Source organism: Porphyrobacter sp. MBR-155 (genome assembly GCF_040547625.1).
Classification (GTDB): Bacteria; Pseudomonadota; Alphaproteobacteria; order Sphingomonadales; family Sphingomonadaceae; genus Erythrobacter.
Genome location: NZ_JBEPQB010000010.1, coordinates 33,576 through 56,447, shown reverse-complemented (window position 1 = coordinate 56,447; position 22,872 = coordinate 33,576). Strand labels below are relative to the sequence as shown.

At 63.5% G+C, this 22,872-nt stretch carries 20 protein-coding genes; 12 read left to right on the top strand and 8 right to left on the bottom strand.

Annotated elements, in window-relative coordinates; all coding sequences use genetic code 11:
* Positions 1 to 25 precede the first annotated feature (25 nt).
* A complete protein-coding gene (locus tag ABIE62_RS11565) occupies positions 26 to 1,264 on the bottom strand; it encodes a polyhydroxyalkanoate depolymerase (protein WP_354326284.1) in 1,239 nt (412 codons plus the stop codon).
* A gap of 336 nt (positions 1,265 to 1,600) precedes the next feature.
* Here ABIE62_RS11565 and ABIE62_RS11560 point away from each other — a divergent pair, with 336 nt between their 5' ends.
* From ABIE62_RS11560 to ABIE62_RS11545, 4 genes are all read left to right on the top strand, one after another.
* Positions 1,601 to 3,328, top strand: a complete 1,728-nt coding sequence (locus tag ABIE62_RS11560; RefSeq protein WP_454184817.1) for an ABC transporter transmembrane domain-containing protein — start codon at positions 1,601 to 1,603, stop codon at positions 3,326 to 3,328.
* A 117-nt stretch (positions 3,329 to 3,445) separates the two neighbouring features.
* Entirely contained in the window at positions 3,446 to 5,632 is a 2,187-nt protein-coding gene (locus ABIE62_RS11555) for a M13 family metallopeptidase (protein ID WP_354326184.1), read from the top strand.
* 205 nt (positions 5,633 to 5,837) lie between these two features.
* Complete coding sequence (locus ABIE62_RS11550; RefSeq protein ID WP_354326183.1) at positions 5,838 to 6,650, top strand: undecaprenyl-diphosphate phosphatase; 813 nt, start codon at positions 5,838 to 5,840, stop codon at positions 6,648 to 6,650.
* 47 nt (positions 6,651 to 6,697) lie between these two features.
* Positions 6,698 to 6,952, top strand: a complete 255-nt coding sequence (locus tag ABIE62_RS11545) for a hypothetical protein (protein ID WP_354326181.1) — start codon at positions 6,698 to 6,700, stop codon at positions 6,950 to 6,952.
* A 78-nt stretch (positions 6,953 to 7,030) separates the two neighbouring features.
* Here ABIE62_RS11545 and rpoN read toward each other — a convergent pair whose 3' ends face one another.
* Together rpoN and lptB are read right to left on the bottom strand one after the other, a co-directional pair.
* A complete protein-coding gene (gene rpoN, locus ABIE62_RS11540) occupies positions 7,031 to 8,524 on the bottom strand; it encodes an RNA polymerase factor sigma-54 (RefSeq protein WP_354326180.1) in 1,494 nt (497 codons plus the stop codon).
* 11 nt (positions 8,525 to 8,535) lie between these two features.
* Positions 8,536 to 9,327, bottom strand: coding sequence for an LPS export ABC transporter ATP-binding protein (gene lptB, locus ABIE62_RS11535; protein WP_354326178.1), 792 nt, complete (start codon positions 9,325 to 9,327; stop codon positions 8,536 to 8,538).
* A gap of 249 nt (positions 9,328 to 9,576) precedes the next feature.
* Between lptB and ABIE62_RS11530 the strand changes: the two genes are divergently transcribed.
* Positions 9,577 to 9,945 carry a hypothetical protein gene (locus tag ABIE62_RS11530; protein ID WP_354326176.1) on the top strand — a complete coding sequence of 123 codons (369 nt, stop codon included), beginning with the start codon at positions 9,577 to 9,579 and terminating at the stop codon, positions 9,943 to 9,945.
* Positions 9,946 to 9,975: 30 nt separating this feature from the next.
* Here ABIE62_RS11530 and ppa read toward each other — a convergent pair whose 3' ends face one another.
* Positions 9,976 to 10,506, bottom strand: coding sequence for an inorganic diphosphatase (gene ppa / locus ABIE62_RS11525; protein ID WP_354326174.1), 531 nt, complete (start codon positions 10,504 to 10,506; stop codon positions 9,976 to 9,978).
* Positions 10,507 to 10,627: 121 nt separating this feature from the next.
* Here ppa and hisS point away from each other — a divergent pair, with 121 nt between their 5' ends.
* The 7 genes from hisS to ABIE62_RS11490 all read left to right on the top strand — a co-directional run bounded on the left by hisS (position 10,628) and on the right by ABIE62_RS11490 (position 19,449).
* A complete protein-coding gene (gene hisS, locus ABIE62_RS11520) occupies positions 10,628 to 12,025 on the top strand; it encodes a histidine--tRNA ligase (protein WP_354326173.1) in 1,398 nt (465 codons plus the stop codon).
* A 246-nt stretch (positions 12,026 to 12,271) separates the two neighbouring features.
* On the top strand, positions 12,272 to 13,339 hold the full coding sequence (gene prfA / locus ABIE62_RS11515; protein ID WP_354326171.1) for a peptide chain release factor 1: 1,068 nt from the start codon (positions 12,272 to 12,274) through the stop codon (positions 13,337 to 13,339).
* A gap of 10 nt (positions 13,340 to 13,349) precedes the next feature.
* On the top strand, positions 13,350 to 14,171 hold the full coding sequence (gene prmC / locus ABIE62_RS11510; protein WP_354326169.1) for a peptide chain release factor N(5)-glutamine methyltransferase: 822 nt from the start codon (positions 13,350 to 13,352) through the stop codon (positions 14,169 to 14,171).
* A gap of 277 nt (positions 14,172 to 14,448) precedes the next feature.
* A complete protein-coding gene (locus ABIE62_RS11505; RefSeq protein ID WP_354326168.1) occupies positions 14,449 to 15,231 on the top strand; it encodes a DUF4167 domain-containing protein in 783 nt (260 codons plus the stop codon).
* 43 nt (positions 15,232 to 15,274) lie between these two features.
* Positions 15,275 to 16,885 carry an apolipoprotein N-acyltransferase gene (gene lnt, locus ABIE62_RS11500; RefSeq protein ID WP_454184816.1) on the top strand — a complete coding sequence of 537 codons (1,611 nt, stop codon included), beginning with the start codon at positions 15,275 to 15,277 and terminating at the stop codon, positions 16,883 to 16,885.
* 97 nt (positions 16,886 to 16,982) lie between these two features.
* Positions 16,983 to 18,206, top strand: a complete 1,224-nt coding sequence (gene metK / locus ABIE62_RS11495) for a methionine adenosyltransferase (protein ID WP_354326166.1) — start codon at positions 16,983 to 16,985, stop codon at positions 18,204 to 18,206.
* A gap of 22 nt (positions 18,207 to 18,228) precedes the next feature.
* A complete protein-coding gene (locus tag ABIE62_RS11490; protein WP_354326165.1) occupies positions 18,229 to 19,449 on the top strand; it encodes a DUF418 domain-containing protein in 1,221 nt (406 codons plus the stop codon).
* Here the strand turns inward: ABIE62_RS11490 and ABIE62_RS11485 are convergent.
* From ABIE62_RS11485 to ABIE62_RS11470, 4 genes are read right to left on the bottom strand one after another with little or no spacing between them, the layout of a single operon-like run.
* The gene (locus ABIE62_RS11485) at positions 19,446 to 20,597 is read right to left on the bottom strand and encodes a CaiB/BaiF CoA transferase family protein (protein ID WP_354326163.1); all 1,152 of its coding nucleotides are present in this window, start codon (positions 20,595 to 20,597) and stop codon (positions 19,446 to 19,448) included. The two genes, ABIE62_RS11490 and ABIE62_RS11485, sit on opposite strands and share 4 nt — an antisense overlap.
* Positions 20,598 to 20,601: 4 nt before the next feature.
* Entirely contained in the window at positions 20,602 to 21,495 is an 894-nt protein-coding gene (locus tag ABIE62_RS11480) for an alpha/beta hydrolase (protein WP_354326162.1), read from the bottom strand.
* Complete coding sequence (locus tag ABIE62_RS11475) at positions 21,495 to 22,130, bottom strand: CoA transferase subunit B (protein WP_354326160.1); 636 nt, start codon at positions 22,128 to 22,130, stop codon at positions 21,495 to 21,497. Before ABIE62_RS11475 ends, ABIE62_RS11480 begins: the two co-directional genes overlap by 1 nt.
* Complete coding sequence (locus ABIE62_RS11470; protein WP_354326282.1) at positions 22,127 to 22,852, bottom strand: CoA transferase subunit A; 726 nt, start codon at positions 22,850 to 22,852, stop codon at positions 22,127 to 22,129. Before ABIE62_RS11470 ends, ABIE62_RS11475 begins: the two co-directional genes overlap by 4 nt.
* Between the last annotated feature and the right edge of the window lie 20 nt (positions 22,853 to 22,872).

Sequence of the window (22,872 nt, the reverse complement as noted above, 5' to 3'; positions counted from 1 at the left end):
CCTGCCGCTGCGGTGCCGCCAACCGTCACCCCTTGTGCGCGGCGATCCATTCTTCGACCACGGGGGCGACCTTGGTGCGCCAGCGGCTGCCGTTGAAGATGCCGTAATGGCCTGCGCCTTCGGCCATGTAATACCGCTTTTTGTCGTCGGGCAGGTTGGGGGTCAGCTTCAGCGCGGCCTTGGTCTGGCCGAGGCCTGAAATATCGTCGCGCTCACCCTCGATCGCCAGCAGCGCGGTGTCGGTGATCCGGGTGATGTCGACCAATTCGCCCTTGTGGCGGAATTCGCCCTTGGGGATTGAATGGTTCTGGAACACTTCTTCGACCGTCTGGAGATAAAACTCCGCCGTCATGTCGCATACAGAGCGATATTCGTCGTAGAAATCCTTGGTCGCCTGCGCGCTCGCCTCGTCTCCGGCGGTCAGATGTTTGAACATCTCATAGTGGCTCATCATGTGGCTACGCAGGTTCATGCTCATGAACGCCGATAGCTGCATGAAGCCGGGATAGACCCGCCGCCCGCTGCCGGGATATTTCATCGGCACGGTGGCGATCACCGATTGGCGGAACCATTCGATCGGACGCTGCATCGCCATGTTGTTGACCACGGTGGGGCATTCGCGGGTGTCGATCGGCCCGCCCATCATCGTCAGCGTAGCCGGCGTCGCGGGCGATTTATGCAGGTTCAGCAGCGCGGTCGCGGCAAAGGCTGGCACCGATGGCTGGCACACCGCCATCATGTGGATGCGTTGCCCGCCCGCATCATCATGGATATGCTCGGCAAATTCGATCAGATAGTCGATATATTCATCCAGATCGAACTGCCCGGCGCTTTGCGGCACCATCTTGGCATCGGCCCAATCGGTAATGAACACTTCGCAGCTTTCGAGCATCCGTTCGACCGTGCCGCGCAGCAGCGTGGCGTAATGCCCGCTCATCGGGGCGACGATCAGCAGGCGCGGACGGTCAGCAGGCGCGCCTTCGACCGTAAAGCGCAGCAGATCACCAAACGGGCGCTTGATCGCGGTGCTTTCGCTTACCGCGTGGGCTTTGCCGTCGATGGTGACTTCGGTGATGCCGAAAGCGGGCTTGCCATAATGCGCGGTGGCGTGGGCGAACACGTCAAGCGCATTGGCGGCCATCGGCCCCATTCCGATATAGCCGAACGGATTGGCCGGATTGGAAAGCACGCCGACACTGATCGAGGCCAGCGCACTGGCGCTGTTCATCCAGCTGCGTTGAAGCTCATAGGCGTGGTAAAGCATCGTTTGGCTCTCCGTCATCGCGAACAATCTGCGCCTCTCACCGGGGCACTTGGGCCTCCAGATGGCCCCTTGCGCGCTATTGTGCAATGCACAATTGTGGCAATCTTGTGAACACGGGTTGTCAGAGCGGCACTTTTTGCGCGTGAAATTCGCGCCAGCCACGGCTAGAGCGCTGCGGATATGGACGGCAAACCTCTCGATCGCGAAATTTCCGACGCTCCCGCTGGCAGTGGGCCAGACGTGTTGGACACACGGGCAATCGCGACGGATACAGAGGTAGGGGCAGGGGCCGAGGCCGAACCTGCCACCCGCCCACGCTCGCTCGCGCCGCTCAGGATGGTGTTTGGTGCAGCGGTGCAATATCCGCGTCAGATCGGCCTCGCGCTGCTGGCGCTGGTGATCACCTCGGCTGCGACACTGGCGATCCCGTGGCGGTTCAAGGTGATTATCGACGAGGCGTTCGGCGGCACCGCCAATGCCGAACAGATCGGCCACGCCTTCCAGTATCTGCTGATGATCGTGCTGATCCTCGGCATCGGCACCGCGCTCAGGTTCTATTTCGTCAGCTGGCTGGGTGAACGGGTAGTGGCTGATATCCGGCTGAAAGTGCAGGAAAACCTGCTGCGTCTTTCGCCCGGCTTCTACGAGGTCAACAGCCCCAAGGAAATCAGCAGCCGGATGACAAGCGACACCGCGATCATCGAAAACGTGGTCGGCACCACGATTTCGGTGGCGCTGCGCAATTCGCTCACCGCGATTGGCGGGATCGGGCTGCTGCTATATCTCGCCCCGTCGCTGACGCTGGGCCTGCTGATCGGCATCCCGCTGGTGATCGCGCCGATTGTCTATTTCGGGCGCAAGATCCGCACTGTTTCGCGCACCAGTCAGGATCGGATCGCTGATGTTGGCGCCTATGTCACCGAAGTGCTGTCGGCGATGAAGATCGTCCAGAGCTTCGGGCAGGAACGCCGTGAAAGCGCGCGCTTTGCCAGCGTGGTCGAGGAAACCTTCGCCACCGCGCGGCGGCGGATCGTGCTGCGCGCGGCGATGACATCGATCGTCATCCTGCTGGTGTTTGGCGGGATCGTGGTGGTGATGTGGCGCGGCGCGCTGGCGGTATCGGAAGGCGTGATCAGCGGCGGGACGATTGCCGCATTTGTGCTGACCGGCGGGCTGGTGGCGGGCGCGCTGGGGTCGCTCACCGAAGTGTATGGCGATCTGCTGCGCGGCGCGGGCGCGGCGAGCCGGCTGGCCGAACTGCTGGAAGCGCGGGCCGATATCGCCCCGCCTGCGCGGCCCGAAAGCCTGCCGCAGCCACCGCGCGGCAGCCTGTCTTTCCGCAATGTCACCTTCCGCTACCCCGCACGGCCTGAAACGGCGGCGCTGAAAGACTTCACGCTCGAAATCGAGCCGGGGGAGACGATTGCGATTGTCGGGCCTTCGGGTGCGGGCAAGTCGACGATTTTCCAGCTGGTCGAACGGTTTTACGATCCGCAGGGCGGCACCATCCGCCTGGATGGCGTGCCGTTGACCGCTGCCGACCCGGCTGACATTCGCGCGCGCCTTGCGCTGGTGCCGCAGGACGGGGTGCTGTTCAGCGCCAATGCCCGTGACAACCTGCGTTACGGCAAGTGGGACGCGAGCGACGAGGACATCTGGAACGCCGCGCGCGCCGCCAATGCTGAAACCTTCCTGCGCGCGCTGCCAAGCGGGCTGGACACTTACCTTGGCGAAGGCGGCACGCAGCTGTCGGGCGGGCAGCAACAGCGCGTCGCCATCGCCCGCGCGCTGCTGCGCGATGCGCCGATCCTGCTGCTGGACGAGGCGACCAGCGCGCTGGATGCGGAAAGCGAACAATTGGTGCAGCAGGCCCTCGAAAAGCTGATGGCGCAGCGCACCACGCTGGTGATCGCGCATCGGCTGGCGACGGTGCGCGCGGCAGACCGGATCATCGTGCTCGATGAAGGCCGGATCGTCGAACAGGGCACGCATGATGCGCTGTCCAAGGCGGGCGGGCTGTATGCGCGGCTGGCGCGGCTGCAATTCACCCACGCCGCCGCCTGATTTCCCTCCGGTTTTCGACGAAACGCCTGAGCCGCCGGACAAAGGGCGACCTTTCCCTGCGCGGCGCGTTAATGTGGGATAGGCAGATTTCCTGCTCCAATTTTCGGGACTCCAGACATGATCCACAAACCCGCCCTGCTTGGCGTCAGCTTGGCTGCGCTGGCATTTGCCGCCGCGCCCGCGCTTGCCAATGACGACACCCATGTTCACGAAGACGGTCTTGAATTGCTGGTGGAAGATAGCGCCGCCACCCCCGCTCCGGCCTCGACCCTGCCGACGATGAGCTTTGGCGCATGGGGCGTTGATCCGGCGCTGCTCTCAGCTGAGGTCAAGCCGGGGGATGATTTCTTCGCCTTCGTCAATCAGCCATGGATCGATGCCAACCCGCTGCCGTCCGAATTCAGCCGTCTGGGCGCGTTCACGCTGCTGGGCGAAAAGAGCACCGCTGACGTCAAGGCGCTGATGGATGATCTGCTGGCCAAGGACGCCGCGAGCCTCAGCGAGGATGAGCAGCGGATTGTTGCTGCGTATAATTCCTATCTCGATACCGACGCGATCGAAGCCGCGGGCCTCGCCCCCGCGCAGCCGCATCTTGACCGGATCATGGGCGCGCAGACGCTCGATGATCTGGCGATGCTGTGGGCCGAGCCAGGCTATGCCAGTCCGGTGGGCGGCGGCGTGGGCGTGGATGCCAAGCAGCCCGATCGTCACATTGCCTCGGTCGGGTTTGGCGGATTGGGCCTGCCTGACCGCGATTACTACCTCGACGAAAGCGAAAAAGGCCGCGCGATTCAGGCCGCTTATAAAGCCTACCTTGCCTTCCTGCTGGGTGAGGCACGCTATGCCGATCCGGCGGCGGCAGCCGAAGCGGTCTATGCCTTTGAAGACAGCATCGCCCGCACCGTCGCATGGGATCGCACCGTGCGCCGCAACCGCGATCTGACCTACAATCTGCTGACCGCCGAAGAACTCGCTGCGATCGGCGGCAAGGTGCCGGTGGCCGCGATGATGGCGGCGATGGGGGTTGCGGAAAGCCCCGGCTTCGTCGTCAGCATGATGCCGCCGACCGAGGAAGAAATCGCCGCGCTGGGGCTGGATGAGGCGACGCTCGCCAAGATCGGCACCGGCCTGCCGGGGATGTTCGCGTTGTTGAGCGAAACCCCGGTCGCGACCTTGCAGGCGTGGATGGCGAAGGAGTTTCTGTCGGGCAACGCCGCGGTGCTGCCCAAGCGGTTCGACGATGCCAGCTTTGCATTCTACGGCAAGACCCTGCGCGGCACGCCCGAACAGCGCCCGCGTTGGAAACGCGCGATTGGCGAATCCGAAAGCCTGCTCGGTGAATTGATCGGCAAATCCTATGTCGCGCGTTATTTTCCGCCCGAAAACAAGGCGGCGATGGATGAATTGGTCGCCAACCTGCGGATTGCGCTGCGCGATTCCATCGCAGACATCGACTGGATGGGTGAGGAAACCAAGGTTCAGGCGCGCGCCAAGCTGGATAGTTTCGATCCCAAGATCGGCTATCGCCCCAATCTTGAAACCTACGAAGGCCTCGCCATCATACCGGGCGATCCGATTGCCAACCGCATGGCATCGGCCAAGTGGGAAATGGCCGATAACGTGGCCAAACTGGGCCAGCCGATTGACCGCACCGAATGGTTCATGCTGCCACAGACGGTGAACGCCTATTACAACCCGACCAAGAACGAAATCGTGTTCCCCGCCGCGATTCTGCAACAGCCGTTCTTTGCGCTGAGCAATGATATCGCGGTCAATTACGGCGCGATTGGCGGCGTGATCGGGCATGAAATCGGTCACGGGTTTGACGATCAGGGGTCGAAATCGGACGCCACCGGGATGCTGCGCAATTGGTGGACCGATGATGACCGCAAGGCGTTTGATGCGTTGGGTGATCGGCTGGTGGCGCAATATAACGGCTTCTGCCCGCTCGATAATGGCACCACCTGCGTCAATGGCCGCCTGACGCTCGGCGAGAACATCGGCGATGTCGGTGGGCTGAGCCTCGCCTACCGCGCCTATAAAATCGCGACCAAAGACAAGGACGTGCCAGTGATCGACGGACTGACCGGCGATCAGCGGTTTTTCCTTGCCTGGGCGCAGGTGTGGCGTTCTGCCCAGCGCGAAGAAAACTACCGCACCCGCCTGCGCACCGATAATCACAGCCCCGAGGAATATCGGGTCAACGGCGTCGTGCGCAATCTGGATGAATGGTACGAAGCCTTCGGCGTGAAGCCTGGCGATGCGATGTATCTGCCGCCGGAACAGCGCGTACGCATCTGGTAAGGTTTCTTGTGTGCGTGCCCGCCTCCGCGGGCACGTCCTCGGCGAGCCTCAGGCCTTGTGGGCCTGATCGCCTGCGGCTCGCGCGCGTGCGCTCGCGGCTCGTCCGTTGGCGGGCCGTGTGGCACGCGACACATAGGCCCGCCCCAACATCCGGGCGGGCCTTTTGGTTTGACAGACCGCAATGCCTCGTCAAAGCGCGTTTCCCATGAGTGAAACCATCGCTGCGATCCTGCTCGGCATTCTTGAAGGGCTGACCGAATTCCTGCCCGTGTCATCCACCGGGCACCTGATCCTTGCCACAGAGCTGTTCGGTTATAACGCTGCGCAGTGGGCGCAGTTCAATATCGTCATTCAACTGGGCGCGATTCTGGCGGTGGTCGTCACCTATTTCCGCTATCTTTGGGGAATGCTGATCGGCCTGCTGCGGTGGGAGCCGGTGGCAGTGCGGTTTGTGCGCAATCTGCTGGTGGCGTTCATGCCCGCCGCGGTGATCGGGCTGGCGGTGAAAGACCAGATCGACATGATGCTCGAAAGCCCGCTGGTGGTCGCCTGGGCGCTGCTGGTTGGCGGGGTGGCGATGATCGGGCTGGAAAAGGCGGTGCGCCCCGGCACCGATAGCGGGGTGGCCGATGTGCCGCTGGCCAAGGCAATCGGCATCGGTTTCATGCAATGTCTGGCGATGATCCCCGGCACCAGCCGTTCGGGCGCGACCATCCTTGGCGCGCTGGCGATGGGTGTGGGCCGCAAAACGGCGGCAGAGTTCAGCTTTTTCCTCGCCATCCCGACCATGCTGGGCGCGGCCACGGTCAAGATCGCGTCAGAGCCGGAAAAACTGCTGGCAGGCGGCGGGATGATCGGTTGGGCCGAAATCGCCATCGGCTTTGTCGCCGCGTTTCTGACCGCGATGGTCGTGATCCGCGCGTTTGTGACCTATGTCAGCCGTTTCGGTTTTGCGCCGTTTGCCTATTACCGGATCGTGATTGGCAGCGCGGCGATTATCTGGCTAATGATGCGCTGATATAGAGCCGGGACACGCTCCCGGCGGTGATCGGGGCAGGTGTTACAATGGCAGTGCTGGTGCTGATCTTTTTGGGGGCGTTTCTGGGCTGGCTGGCCTCGATCGTTGCCCGCACCGAAGCGCCGGGCGCGATCCTGCGGCAAATCGCCATCGGGGTGCTGACCGCGCTGGTGGCTGGCACCATTGCCAATGGCGGCACGATGCTGGGCGGGCTATCACTGATCGGTATGGGCGTGGCCGTGGCGGTGAGCGCAGCCGCGCTGGCGCTCTATCACGCGATCCTGCGCCGCCGGATGGTTTAGCATTTCAGCCAGAACGAAGCCGAAGAATAACACCAAGGCCCGTGCGGCGCAGACACAGTGCCAGCGCGCACCGCCCCGTTACCCCGCCCCCGCCAGCTTTTTCGCCCGCCGCCGTTCGGCGCTGGAGCCCAGGCCGATCGCTTCGCGGTATTTGGCCACGGTGCGCCGGGCGAGGTCGAAGCCTTCTTTTTGTAGCATTTCAGCCAGTTGTTGATCGGACAGGATGTTCTTGGCGGTTTCGTCATCGATCAGCGCCTTGATCCGCGCCTTGATCGCGGCGGACGATGCGCCTTCGCCGTCTGCTGACCCGACCCCGCTGGTGAAGAAATATTTCAATTCAAACGTCCCGCGCGCGCAGGCGAGATATTTGTTGCTCGTCACCCGGCTGACCGTGCTTTCGTGCATGTCGATCTTCTCGGCCACTTCGCGCAAGGTCAGCGGGCGCAGTTCGGATACACCGCGGCGAAAGAAGCCTTCCTGCTGGCGCACGATTTCGGCAGCGGTTTTGAGGATGGTTTTCTGCCGCTGGTCAAGCGCGCGGATCAGCCAGTGGGCATCGGCCAGCTTTTCTTTCAGCCAGCCTTGCGATTGCTTGTCCGATACCCCGGCATTGAGTTCGAGAAAGTAGCCGCGATTGACGATCAGCTTGGGCAGGGTTTCCTCGTTCAGCGCGATGTCCCATCCGCCCGCGTTGTTGGCGGTAATCAGGATGTCGGGCACCACGGTGCTGGTAACGGATGATGCAAAGGCGAGGCCGGGGCGCGGGTTGTAACTGCGCAATTCGCGCAGCATGTCGGCGAAATCCTCGTCATCCACCCGGCACAGGCGTTTAAGCCGTTCCACCTCGCCGCGCGCGACCAGATCGAGATTGGCGATCAGCGCCGCCATGCACGGGTCGTAACGATCCGCCTCGCGCGCCTGTATCGCGATGCATTCGGCCAGATTGCGCGCGCCCACGCCGCTGGGGTCAAGCGATTGCACCAGCGCCAGCGCGGCCTCAGCTTCGTCAGGCGTGACGCCGAGATCATCGGCAATCTCGTCAATCGCGGAAGCCAGATAGCCCGCCTCATCGAGCAGCCCGATGATATGGCGCGCGATCAGGGCGGTGCGCGGATCGGAGGCGAGCGCGCCAACTTGTCCGTCGAGATGGTCGGCCAGCGTTACCTCGGCGGCGCGCAATTGCTCCCAGTCTGGCGCATCGCCGAAATCGCCCCCTCCCGCCTCCGCTGCGCCCCATTCGGCATCGCGGGCCAAAGCAGCTGTGCCGTCGCCAGTGTCCCAATCACGGTCGACCGACGCGAGATCGAGCGGCGCATCGCCTTCGCCGCCGCCCAATGCGATCAACTGGTCGGCGGGCGCATCTTCGGGCAGCGCCGCCGCCACTTCGCCGCGCTCTGGCTCATCCGGCTCGGGCGTGGTGGTATCGAGCAACGGGTTGGCCTCAAGCGCCTCGGCAATGAAGCTTTCAATTTCGAGATTGGAGGCCGCCAACAGCTTGATCGCCTGCTGCAATTGCGGCGTCATCACCAGCGATTGGGATTGCCGAAGATCAAGGCGAGGGCCGAGAGCCATGCCTGCCAGCCCTAGAGCGTGAAGCTCTCGCCAAGATAGAGCCGCCGGACGTTCTCATCGGCGACCAGTTCCTGCGGGCTGCCGGAAAACAGCACCTGCCCGCCGTAGATGATGCAGGCGCGGTCAACAATGTCGAGCGTTTCGCGCACGTTGTGATCGGTGATCAGCACCCCGATGCCGCGCGATTTCAGGTCGCGCACCAGCTCGCGGATGTCGCTGATCGACAGCGGATCGATCCCGGCAAAGGGTTCATCCAGCAGCATGATCGAAGGCTTGGCCGCCAGTGCGCGGGCGATCTCGCAGCGCCGCCGCTCGCCGCCTGAAAGCGCCATCGCGGGCGATTCGCGCAGCCGTGTGAGGCCGAATTCGTCGAGCAGGCGTTCCAGTTCAGCCGCGCGGGTGGCGCCGTCAGGCTCGACCAGTTCGAGCACGCAATTGATGTTCTGTTCGACCGTCATCCCGCGGAAAATGCTGGTTTCCTGCGGCAAATAGCCCAGCCCCAGAATCGCGCGGCGATACATCGGCAGGCAGGTCACATCCTCGCCGTCCATCAGGATGCGGCCCGAATCCGGCTTCACCAGACCCATGATCGAATAGAAACAGGTGGTCTTGCCCGCGCCATTGGGGCCAAGCAGGCCGAGCACTTCGCCCTTGGCCACGTGCAGCGAAATATCGGTCAGCACCGCCGTCTTGTCGTAGCTTTTGGCGATCGAAATCACCTCCAGCCCACTGCCCAGCGGTTGGATCGGGGCGGCGGCGGATTCAGCGGGGCTGCCCGCTTCGGATAGCGTCGACGTGCTCATACTCTGCGGTCTTTAGCAGTCTTGAAGCGGCTGGAAAGGGCTTCAAGCAGTTTGGCAGGATTTTTGCTTAGTTGCGGCATCATCGCCGACAATTGCCCTGTCGACTGGGAAAGGCTGTGCGATTCTCGCGGCTTGGGCAATCACTGATGCCTGCCGGGCAACAAGATTTCGCGCGCCGCGCACCCGCTTGCAACTGTGCGCCGCCTTTGCGATACTGCATCCATCACAACAAACCGTTGGGGAGCGGGTATGATGGGCAAAGCAACCGAGCAGGTCAGGGGCAATGGCCGGGTGCGGGACTGGCGCAAGGCGATGAGCGATCATGTCGCCTATGGCCTGCTGGTTTACACCGGATTGCAGATTTTCGTGACTGTAAAGGCACTGTCCGAAGGGACATCGGGGTTGATGCCCTATATGGCGCTGATCGTGCTGGTGGCGGGTATCATCCCGGTGTGCCGCTGGTTCGAAAAACGCTGGTTGAATCTTGATGATGCGCAGGCCGCTGACATGGCCTACGCCGCTGCCTTCCGCCGCGATGTGATCGGGCTGTGGGCGGTGGTGATTGGCCTGCCGTTTGTGCTGACAGTGATTTTCAAGGCGTTGCTGGGGGGGTTGTGATTTCCGTGCACCCCGCCGGGCGCACGAACATCAGGAATTCTTATACCGCTCGATCGCTTCGATCGTGACCTGACGCGCTTCGGCGGCGTCACCCCACTTGCCCACGCGCACCCACTTTTCGGCTTCCAAGTCCTTGTAATGGGTAAAGAAGTGTTCGATCTGCTGGAAGATGATCGACGGCAGATCCTTGGTTTCGGCCACGTCCGAATAATAGGGGAAGGTCGTGTCCACCGGCACGCAGATCAGCTTTTCATCGCCGCCATGTTCGTCTTCGAGGTTGAGCACCCCGATGGGCCGCGCGCGCACCACGCAGCCGGGGATGAAGGGCGAACGCGCAATCACCAGCGCATCCAGCGGATCGCCATCGGGGCTCAACGTGTGCGGCACGAACCCGTAATTCGCCGGATAGCGCATCGGAGTGTGCAGGATGCGGTCGACGAACAGCGCGCCGCTCTCCTTGTCAAACTCGTATTTCACCGGCTCGCCCCCGGTGGGCACTTCGATGATCACGTTGAGTTCTTCGGGCGGGTTCTTGCCGGTGGGGATCTTGTCGATGCGCATGGTGGTCTCTTTGGCTTGGGCCGTGCGTATTCGCTTGCGGCGGAGAGGTTGAATTGTGCCGCGCCCCTTAATCGGTGGCGCAGGATTGCGAAAGACCCCGCGTGGGCTTAATCGCGCGCTTATGAGCAAAAAGACCCCGCAAGCCATCAGAGGCACCCAGGATATTTTCGGCCCCGATGCCGAGGCTTTCGCCTTTGTGGTTGAAACATTCGAGCGCGTGCGGCGGCTTTATCGGTTCCGCCGGGTGGAAATGCCGGTGTTCGAAAAGACCGAGGTGTTCGCGCGTTCGCTGGGCGAAACCACCGATGTGGTGTCGAAAGAAATGTATTCCTTCGACGACCGGGGTGGAGAGTCTCTGACTCTCCGCCCCGAATTCACCGCCGGGATCGCGCGCGCTTTCCTCACCAACGGCTGGCAGCAATATGCGCCGCTGAAGGTGGCGACCCACGGGCCTTTGTTCCGTTACGAACGCCCGCAAAAGGGCCGCTACCGCCAGTTCCACCAGATCGACGCCGAAGTGATCGGCGCGGGCGAGCCGCAGGCGGATGTCGAGCTGCTGGCGATGGCGGATCAGCTGCTGAAAGAGCTGGGCATCCACGATGTGACGCTCCACCTCAACACGCTGGGCGATGCGAACAGCCGCGAGGCATGGCGCGCGGCCTTGATCGACTATTTCGGGGCGGTGAAGGGCGACCTGTCCGAAGAATCGCAGGAACGGCTGGAGAAGAACCCGCTGCGGATTCTCGATTCCAAAGACCCGCGCGACAAACCGTTTCTGGCTGATGCGCCCAAGATCGACGCGTTTTTGTCCGACGAGGCGCAGGCGTTCTTTGCCGCCGTGACCAGCGGACTGGATGCGGCGGGGGTGAAGTGGGCGCGGGCCGAAAGCCTCGTGCGGGGCCTCGATTACTACCGCCACACCGCGTTTGAGTTCATCCCCGACGAGGGCAGCGCCTCAGCAGCGGCCTTGGGCAGCCAGAGCACGGTGCTGGGCGGCGGGCGTTATGATGGGCTGATGGAATCGCTGGGTGGTAAGCCGACGCCCGCAGTTGGCTGGGCTGCAGGAATTGAGCGGCTGGCGATGCTGGTCCAAGCTAGTGAAGGATTTGAGGTTAAGGCTCGAGAATACTCGGTTGTGCGAGTGGCTCTGGTGCCCGAAAGCCCGGCATCGGTAAGTCTAGCACACGAAATTACCAGCCTATTACGCCAAGCAAAGTGGGCTCGCTTCGACAGGCCTTTCGTTACGATTGAATGTTTCACTGGTAGCTTTAGCAAGGCGTTCCAACGAGCGGCGAAAGTCTCGGCAGCGATTGTAGTGGTTGGGCAGGATACCGATAGAGATCGGGCCACATTAAGATTATCAAGTGGAGCATTCGGCGTAGATGCTTGGACCTTTGGCGATGTGCTAACTGTGCTTGAGAACAATGGCTTTTCTTCGCCAGATGTTGAAGTGCAAAGCGAAGATAACTGGGGCCGCGTTATCCTCCCTCCGACTGCGTTCACGCTGACCCGCTCCTAACCCAATCGTCGCCCCGGGCTTGACCCGGGGTCCCGCTTTTTATCTCGCGGCGGGTCATGAAGTAGCGGGATCCCGGATCAAGTCCGGGATGACGAAAGAAGTAGAAACCGATGAACTTCGCGCTCTCTTAGCCCGCATCGTCACCCTGAACTCGTTTCAGGGTCCATCGCGCCGCCTCCACAGCGGCCCGAAATTGCAAAATGGATGCTGAAACAAGTTCAGCATGACGTGTAAGAGAAGCCAACCATGCAAATCCCTCCCGAACGCCTTGACCAGATCGCGCACCGCTTTGCGGAGCTGGAAGCGCGCATGGCGTCCGGCACGCTGGAGGGTGAGGCCTTTGTCCGCGCCAGCCGCGATTACGCCGAACTCCAGACCGTCGCCAAAATCGCCGCCGAGGTGAAAGCCGCGCGCGAGGAAATGGCGGGGCTCAACGCCATGCTCGCCGACCCCGAAATGAAGGCCATGGCGGAGGAGGAACTCGCCGCGCTCAAGGCGACACTCCCCGATCTCGAACGCCGCCTCGCCATCGAATTGCTGCCGCGCGATTCCGCCGATGCCAAGCCCGCGATGCTCGAAATCCGCGCCGGGACGGGGGGCGATGAGGCCGCTCTGTTCGCCGCCGACCTCTACCGGATGTATGAAAAATACGCCGACGAGCAGGGTTGGAAAATCGAGCCGGTCAGCATCAACGCCTCTGAAATCGGGGGCTTCAAGGAAGTGATCGCCAACATCACCGGCACCGGCGTGTTTGCCAAGCTGAAGTTTGAAAGCGGGGTGCACCGGGTGCAGCGCGTGCCCGTGACCGAAAGCGGCGGGCGCATCCACACCAGCGCGGCGACCGTGGCGGTGCTGCCTGAACCCGACGAGGTTGATGTCACGATTGATCCGGGTGATCTAAAAATCGATACCTACCGCGCCAGCGGTTCGGGTGGGCAGCACGTCAACACCACCGATTCCGCCATCCGCATCACCCACCTGCCGACCGGCACGGTAGTGACCTGTCAGGATGGTCGCAGCCAGCACAAGAACAAGGAAAAAGCGATGCAGGTGCTGCGCGCGCGGCTGTTTGAAGCGCAGCGTGAAGCCACCCAAGGCGCAGAGGCCGAGGCGCGCAAGGCGATGGTCGGCAGCGGGGATCGTTCCGAACGCATCCGCACCTATAATTTTCCGCAAGGCCGCGTCACCGATCACCGCATCGGGCTGACGCTGCACAAGCTCGAAGAAGTGCTCGCCGGGCCGGGGCTGGCCGAACTGATCGCCGCGCTGATCGCCGAGGACGAGGGCAAGCGGCTGTCGGCGCTGGCCGAGTAATCGGGGCGCAATGACCGTTTCCGAAGCCATCCGCGCCGCTGCCGAACGGCTTGCCGCCGCCAGCGACACTGCGCGGCTTGATGCCGAATTGCTGATGGCCCACGCGCTGGGGGTCAGCCGCTCGGACATGCTGCTACGGGAGATGCAAAGCCCTGCGCCCGCCGGTTTCGCCGCGCTGGTCGAGCGGCGCGCTGCGCACGAACCGGTCGCCTATATTACCGGGCTTGCGGAGTTTTACGGGCTGGAGCTCACCGTCACCCCCGCCACCCTGATCCCGCGCGGGGATAGCGAGACGCTGATCGCAGCCGCGCTGGAGGTTGCGGGCACGGCTGGCCGCGCGCTTGACCTTGGCACCGGATCGGGGGCGCTGCTGCTGGCGCTGCTGGCGAACCGCGCGGGCTGGCAGGGCGTGGGGGTGGATGCCTCGGCCGCGGCGCTGGCGGTGGCGGCGGGTAATGCCGATGCGCTGGGGCTGGCGAATCACAGCGCGTGGCATCAGCGCGATTGGCACGCCTGGGGCTGGGCGGATGGGCTGGGTACCTTCGATCTCGTCCTGTGCAACCCGCCCTATGTTGAGGCGGATGCCGCGCTTGACCGGCAGGTGCGCGATTATGAACCCGCCAGCGCGCTGTTCGCCGGGCCGCAGGGGCTTGACGATTATCGCGCGCTGATCCCGCAGCTTGGCAAGCTGATTGTGCCGGACGGGATCGCGATTTTCGAAATCGGCGCACGCCAGGCCGAGGCAGTCAGCGCCATCGCTGCCACGGCCGGGTTTGCTGTAGAACTGCGCCGCGACCTTGCTGGCCGACCGCGCGCGCTAATCCTTTGGTAAGCACCCTTCGGTGAGGAAAAGCGCTGTAGGGCTTGGCAAAGTGCTTTTGCATCGCTAATTGGAAAAACAGGCCAGATGATGTGCGAAGGGCGCAAATCGCTGAGCCAAGCTCCTAAACTCGCTTGAATCGGCCGTCTGGGCTTGTCCCCGGCCACGGCAGCACGGAGCGCGCGGCATCTTTTGGCAAGCCAAGGTGATGACGCGCTTTGACGAGGGGTCTGTTGACCGCGCGTGCAAGAATTTTTTGCAGCCGGTCGCTGATTAAGGAACAATTTCCTTGAATAACAATAATCGGAATAACCGTCGTCGTGGACGCGGCAACCGCCCTCAGGGTGGCAATGGCAGTCAGCTCAACCGGATTGACAGCCGCGCGCGGGGCAATGCGCCGCAGATGCTCGACAAGTACAAAAAGCTTGCGCAGGACGCCCATCACAATGGCGACCGGGTGCAGATGGAATATTATCTGCAATTTGCCGACCACTATTTCCGCGTGATCGCCGATAACAAGGCGCGTCAGGATGAAGTGCGCGGCGGACGCCGCCCGGATGAGCGGGAAGCCGCCGAAGAATACAGCGATGATGATTTCGATTTCGACCGGGGCCGCCGCAGCGATCGCCCGTCGCATGATCGGCAGAACGATGACAGCAGGCAGCCGCGCGCCGATGCTGAAGAAGGCGAATCGGGGCAGGAAGGCGAAAGCTCCGCGTCCGATGACCGTGATGACGGCCGCAGCGAATCGCAGCCGCGCCAGCAGAATGCGCGCCGCCAGCCGCGCAAACCGCGTGATGATGCCCGCAGCGAACGGCCTGAGCGTAGCGACCGCCCGGAACGCGGCGCCCGCGCCGAACGCACCGAGCGTCCCGAACGCAGCGAACCACGCGCCGAAAAGCCTGCCGAAAAGCGTGCTGAAAAGCCCGCCCCCCGCGCCCGCAAGCCGCGCCCGCCGGTTGATGCTGATCGTGGGAGCATTGATTCCTCGATCCTCCCGCCGTCGATCCGCGGCGAGGATTCGGGCAATGGTTCTGGTGATGGCGACGGCACGCTCGAAGCGGTCGGCTGATTGATCGCGGGTGCGGTTCGTCCCCGTGGCGGAAACCCGGACAATGGATGCGCGGATTTCCGCAATCCCGGCGCTGATCCAGCGTCGCCCCGCGCTCGCCGCGATTGTGCTGGGGTTGATCGCGGCCTGCGCTTACCCGCCGCTGCACCTGTGGCCGCTGGGCCTTGCCGCGCTGGCGGGGTTCGTGTGGCTGATTTACACCGCCCCCACCAAGCGCGCGGCGCTGTGGCTGGGCTGGTGGTTCGGTTGGGCGCACCTGACGCTCGCCAATAACTGGATCGCGACCGCTTTTACCCATCAGGCCAAGATGCCCGAGGCATTGGGCTGGGTCGCGGTGCCGCTTGTTTGCATGTATCTGGCGATCTATCCCGCCTTGGCCGCGCTGGCGGCGCATCTGCTGGCCCGGCGCGCGCCGTTGCCTGCCTTTGCGCTGGTGCTGGCAGGTGCGTGGGTGCTGGCCGAATGGGCGCGGGGGACGTTCTTCACCGGCTATCCGTGGCCGCCGGCCGGGCTGATGCTGCTCGGCGAGTGGAAAGCGCAGGGGCTGGCGGCGGTGCTGCCGTGGATGGGCACCTATGCGCTGTCCGGGTTTACTGTCGTGCTGGCGGGCCTGTTGCTGTGGGCGCTGATTGCGCGGCGCTGGGTCGTGGCAGGGGCGGGCGCTGTGGTTGTTGCAACGTCGATGCACTTTCCGGCAATCGAGGCCGCGCCGCCGAACAAAGGCCTGAATTACACCCTCGTGCAACCGCTGCTCAAGCAGACCGAAATCAACGATGCGAGCAAGTTCGAGGAACAATTCGTCCGCCTCGCAGACCTCACCATGCCGGGGCGTGATCAGTCGCGGATTGTGCTGTGGCCCGAAAGCGCGATCCCCGATTACCTCGAGGATGGCTATCCCGAACGCTACTATTTCCAAACGACCGCCGGGGCCGACCCGGAGTTTGCGCGGCGGCGGATCGGTGCGGTGATCGGGCCGCAATCGACGCTGCTGGCGGGCGTCGTCAATCTTGACATTGCCGCGCGCAAGGACGGCAGTTTGGGGGCGGTCAGCGCGCGCAATTCGGTGATCGCGCTGGGCGGCGAAGGCGATATCGCGCACCACTATGCCAAGGCGCATCTGGTGCCGTTTGGCGAATATCTGCCGCTGCGCACCTTGCTCGAACCGCTGGGCCTGTCACGGTTGGTGGCGGGCACGATAGATTATGCGCCGGGGCCGGGGCCGCGCACGCTTAATCTGGGCGAGCACGGCAAGGCGGGCATTCAGATCTGCTATGAAATCGTGTTTTCGGGCGCGGTGGTGGATGCTGCCAACCGGCCCGATTACATCTTCAATCCCTCGAACGATGGCTGGTTCGGTACTTGGGGCCCGCCGCAACATCTGGCGCAGGCGCGGATGCGCGCGCTGGAGGAAGGGCTGCCTGTGCTGCGTTCCACCACCACCGGGATCAGCGCGGTGATCGACGCCAATGGCATCGTGCGCGGCGCGATTGGGCCGGGCAAGGCGGATAAGCTCGAAGGTATCGTCCCCACCGCCCTTCCACCGACGCTGTTCGCCCGCGCGGGGCATTGGCTGACGCTGGGCTGGGCGCTGTCCCTGCTGCTGCTGGGGCTGGGGATGCCAAGATTGCTTGCGCTCATCCACCGGCGCGGCTAGGGCGAGCAGGCAAGCAGGCGGACATAAAGGTTTCCTTATATCTGCATAAGGGCCGGTTTTCCGCCAGACACCGCACTTTCAATCCCTCGGAGGATCCATGCGCACCGAATATCTGTTCACCTCTGAAAGCGTTTCCGAAGGCCACCCGGACAAGGTTTCCGACCAGATTTCCGACGGAATCGTCGATCTGCTGCTGTCGAAAGACCCCGAAGCACGCGTCGCCTGCGAAACGTTGACCACCACGCAATGCGTTGTGCTCGCGGGGGAAATCCGCTGCAAGGGCGTGTTTGAAAACGGCGATTGGGTGCCGGGGGCCAAGGAAGAGATCGAAGCCACCGTGCGCGCCACGGTCAAGCGCATCGGTTACGAACAGGATGGTTTCCACTGGGAAACGCTGCGGTTTGAAAACAAGCTGCACGGCCAGTCGGCACATATCGCGCAAGGCGTGGATGCCGGCGACAACAAGGATGAAGGCGCGGGCGATCAGGGGATCATGTTCGGTTACGCAACCGATGAAACCCCCGATCTGATGCCCGCCACGCTGTATTACAGCCACAAGATCCTCGAACGCATGGCAGCCGACCGCCATTCGGGCGCGGCCCCGTTTCTTGAACCCGATGCCAAAAGCCAGGTGACGCTGCGCTATGAAGAATCGCTCCCCGTCGCGGCGACCGCGGTGGTGGTGTCCACCCAGCACAAGCCGGGCTATTGCCTGACCGGGGACAATGCCGACCCGGCCAAATATCGCGAGCTGGAAAGCTACGTAAAGCGCATCGTTGCAGAGATCATTCCGCCGGTGCTGCTGCGCGAAACCGTCTATTACATCAACCCGACCGGGGCGTTTGAAATTGGCGGGCCGGATGGCGACGCAGGCCTGACCGGACGCAAGATCATCGTTGATACCTATGGCGGCGCGGCCCCGCATGGCGGCGGCGCGTTCAGCGGCAAAGACCCGACCAAGGTTGATCGCAGCGCGGCCTACATCACCCGCTATCTTGCCAAGAACGTCGTGGCGGCGGGCCTTGCTACGCGCTGCACCATCCAGATTGCCTATGCCATCGGTGTGTCGCAGCCATTGTCGCTCTATGTCGACACGCATGAAACCGGCACGGTTGGCGATGAAAAGATCGAGGCAGCGCTGCTGAGCATTGCCAAGTTGGGAGGGCTGACCCCGCGCAGCATCCGCACCCATCTGGGCCTCAATAAACCGATCTATCAGCGCGCAGCCGCCTATGGCCATTTCGGGCGCAAGGCCGAAGGGGATTTCTTCCCGTGGGAACGGCTGGATCTGGTCAATGATCTGAAGGCAGCGCTGGCCTGATTTTTCGGGTAGGGCGAAACCGATGGTGACGCCCGCCCCACCCCCTGCTTGCCCGCCCGCTCAACGTATCCTTGCGCTTGATGCGCTGCGCGGGATTGCGGTGATCGGGATCGTGTGGATGAACGTCCTCGCCTTCGCGCTGCCGGGGCCGGCCTATTATAATCTGCTGTCCTACGGCGCGGCCAGCCCAGTCGATTACTGGGTGTGGCTGGGCAGCTTCGTGTTCATCGAGGACAAGTTCCGCACGCTATTCGCGATGCTGTTTGGCGTGGGTTGCCTGATCCTGCTGGAACGCGGCGGGGCGAGCGGCGCGGGGCGTATGTGGCGAGCGCATTATGCTCGCATGGCGGTGCTGTTTGCGATCGGGCTGATCCACGCGACGCTGCTGGCCAGCAATGATGTGCTGCGTGCCTATGCGATCGCGGGGCTTGCGCTGCCGCTGCTGGCCGGATTGTCGGCGCGGGCACTGGTGGCGGTCGCGCTCGGTCTGCTTACGGTGCACCTTGCCCTGGGCTTGACCGCGCTTGGTACCCCCTTGGTCGATTTTCACGTGAAACATTGGGGCACAGACGCGCTGCTGTGGGCGGAGCGGCAATTTGGCCGCGATCCGGCGGCGATGGCGATGCTGCTGGAACAAGGGCGCGAGGGGCTGGGCGAACGGATCGTCCGGCGGGGTCTGGGAATCCCGGCGCAATTGGCGACCATCATGGCCTCAATCCCGATCAACCTTGCCGCCATTGCGCTGGGCATGGGGCTGTGGAAGGCGGGGATGCTGCGGGGCGAATGGCGCACCTTCCGGCTGCAACGCGTGGCGGGAATAGCCGCGCTAGCGGCGCTGCCGGGGCTGCTGGGTTTGGCGGGGTGGCTGGTGGCACAGGGCTTTCCGGCGGCGCTGGTCGGGCCGGTAGCGCTGGTGCTGTCGGCTCCGTTCGATATGCTGCTGGGGCTGACCTATGCGGCGCTGGCGATGGCGTTTCTGGCGCGCGACAACGCGTTCACCCGCCGGCTGGCGGCGGTGGGCAGGTTGTCGCTGACCAATTACCTGATGACCAGCGTGGTGCTCGCCGCGATCTTCGCCCCGTGGGGGCTGGGGCTGTTTGGCGAAGTTACCCGCGCGCAGGCTTTCACGCTCAGTTTCGTGCCGATTGCGGCGATGCTGGCGTGGTCGCCGCTGTGGCTCGCACGATGGGGGCAAGGCCCGTTTGAACGGTTATGGCGCGGCGCGGCGAAGACGCTATCTTAGCCATCCTCACCATGGGTCGGGGAAGGCCGATCGAGCGCCAGTTCGGCATCGGAAAAGGTGAACGGGCTGCGCACCCCCGCCATCCCACCAAGCTCCACCCGCATCCCGCGCGCGATCACCTGAGGATCGGCAAACACCTCGTCCAAGCGATTGATCGGCCCCGCAGGAACGCCCGCAGCATGGCAGGCATCGAGCAGGCCTTGCTTGGTCCACCCCGCTGCCGCCGCCGCGATTTCGGTATCGAGCGCTGCGGCATTGGCGGTGCGATCACCATTGGTGGCAAAGCGCGGATCGGCGGACAGATGGGCCAGCCCCAGCACCGCCATCAGCTTGTGGAACAAGCCGTCATTGGCGGGCGCAAGGATCACGTGGCCATCGGCCACCGCAAACACCCCGTAAGGCGCGACCTGCGCGTGGGCATTGCCCATCCGCGGGGGGTTTTCGCCGGTGGTGAACAGATAGGTCGCCTGATTGGCGAGTAGCCCGACCGAACAATCCATCAGGCTCATGTCGACCTGTTGTCCGCGTCCTGTCCGCGCCCGCATCAATAGCGCCGCCTGAATGCCGTTGGCTGCCCAGATGCCGGTGGTGATGTCAGATATCGAGATGCCCATCTTGACCGGATGGCCGTGCGGCTCCCCAGTCAGCGACATCAGCCCGCTCATCCCCTGCGCGACGAAATCATAGCCCGCTTCGTGCGCGCGCGGCCCGGTTTGGCCGAAGCCGGTGATCGAACAATAGACGAGGCCGGGATTGCCGCCCGCAACGCTCGCGTAATCGAGGCCGAACTTGGCGAGGCTGCCGGTCTTGAAGTTTTCGATCACCACGTCGGCCCCGGCGATCAGCGCCTTGACCCGCGCAAGATCGCCTGCATCCGCGAAATCGGCGATGATCGAGCGTTTGCCGCGATTGCAGGCGTGGTAATAGGCGGCCTCGCGGTGGACCCGCCCCTGCGCATCGGTGCGCTCTACCCAAGGCGGCCCCCACAGCCGGGTGCCATCGCCTTCCGGGCTTTCCACCTTGATCACATCCGCGCCCAGATCAGCGAGGATCTGTCCCGCAAACGGCCCCGCCAGCACCCGCGCCAGTTCCACCACCTTGAGCCCCGCAAGCGGCGCATCGGGGTTGCGGGGCTGGTCGAGCCACATCGCGTCAATCCCCGCCTGCCGCCAGATGCGCGCGCAGGAAAGCCACGCTATCGGCCAGCACGGGTGCCTTGGCGCGGTAGGGTGTGGACAGCGCCATCACCACCTCCTCGTGGGACAACGGGCCGTAGTTCTTCACCTCGACCGGCGCACCCAACTCGCGCAATTTCGCCGCGAGGTTGTTGGCATTCTTCGCGCGCACCGTGGTATCGCCCTGCGACGTCGCCAGCAGCAGCGGCGGGGCATCTGTGCGGGCATAGGCAATCGGCTGCGTTTCAGCCGGGCGCGGCCATTGCCCCATCGCATCGATCGAACGCTTGCTGGTGAAGGGGTGGAAATCATAGGGGCCAGACAGCCCAACCGCCGCCTTGGTGATGGCAGGATCAACCCCCGCCGCTGTCAGCCGCTGCGTGTCCAGTGCCAGCATCACCGCGACATAGGCCCCCGCCGAATGGCCCATGAACGCGATCCGCGTCGGGTCGCCGCCCTGCGCGGCGATATTGTCGCGCGTCCACGCGACCGCCTCGGCCCCGTCTTCGAGGAAGGCGGGAAAGCGCACCTGCGGCACCTTGCGGTAATCGGGGATGACGACGAGGAAGCCCTGTTTTGCCAGTGCACGCCCGGCAAAAGCATAGGCGGCGCGGTCACCCTTGGCCCAGCCGCCGCCGTACCAGAAGATCACCACCGGCAGCTTGCTTTTGACTGCGGTGTCCGGTGCCCAGATGTCGAGCGTCTGCCCGTGGTTGCCGAAAGGCACGCCTTCGACCACCTGCCGCGCGCCCGCGCCGCCGCCCATCGCCCAGTCATAGGCCGACAGCAGCCGTGGGGGCGAAGTGAAGGCGAGGATGCCGCCGATCACCAACAGCAATGCCAGGCCGACAAACGCGATTCCACGCCGCATCACACCGCGTAATGCGCGGTGGTGGAGGCGGCGATGTCAGCTTCGGTCACGCCGGGGGCCATTTCGATCAGGCGAAAGGGTGAGGCGTGGTCGGGCCGCTGGAACACCGCCAGATTGGTGATCACCATGTCCACCACCCCCGTGCCGGTCAGCGGCAAGGTGCAGGCGGGGATGAATTTGGGGCTGCCGTCCTTGGCGGTGTGATCCATCACTACGATGATCTTCTTGACGCCCGCGACCAGATCCATCGCCCCGCCCATGCCCTTGATCATCTTGCCGGGGATCATCCAGTTGGCGATGTCGCCGTTCTCCGCCACTTCCATCGCGCCCAGCACGGTCAGATCAATATGCCCGCCGCGGATCATCGCAAAGCTGGTGGCGCTGTCGAAATAGGCGCTGTGCGGCAGTTCACTGATGGTCTGCTTGCCGGCGTTGATCAGGTCAGCGTCAACCTCGTCTTCATAAGGGAACGGCCCGATGCCGAGCATCCCGTTCTCGCTTTGCAGCGTCACCATCATCCCTTCGGGGATGTGATTGGCGACCAGCGTCGGGATGCCGATGCCAAGGTTGACGTAATAGCCATCCTGCAATTCGCGCGCGGCGCGCGCTGCCATCTGGTCACGGGTCCAGCTCATGCCGCAACCTCCCTTTCGCGTGTGGTCAGGAATTCGATCTGCTTGTCATAGGGCGCGCCCATCACGATGCGGTTCACGAACACCCCGGCAAGGTGGATCTGATCGGGATCAAGCGCGCCTGCGGGAACGATTTCCTCGACCTCGGCAACGCACACCTTGCCGCAGGTGGCCGCGGGCAGGTTGAAATTGCGCGCGGTCTTGCGGAAGATGAGGTTGCCGGTTTCATCGGCTTTCCACGCCTTGACGATGGCGAGGTCGGCGAAGATGCCGTGTTCAAGGATATAGGTCTGCATCACTCCGTCACGGTCGGGGAAGTCCTTGTGTTCCTTGCCCTCGGCGACTTCGGTGCCGACCCCGGTGCGGGTGTAGAATCCGGGAATGCCCGCGCCGCCTGCGCGCATCCGTTCGGCCAGTGTGCCTTGAGGACAGAATTCAACTGCAAGCTCACCCGCCAGATATTGCCGTTCAAACTCTTTGTTTTCGCCGACATAGGAACTGATCATCTTGGCCACCTGCCGGGTGCGCAGCAGTTTGCCGATGCCTTGATTGTCGATCCCGGCATTGTTGCTGGCAAAGGTGAGGCCAGTCACCCCGCTATCGCGGATCGCGTCGAGCAATCTTTCGGGAATGCCGCATAGGCCAAAGCCCCCTGCGGCGATCAGCATGTCGTTTTTCAGGACGCCTGCAAGCGCACTGGCGGCATCGGAGTAGATTTTGGTCATCGAACTGGTTTGCTCGCTCA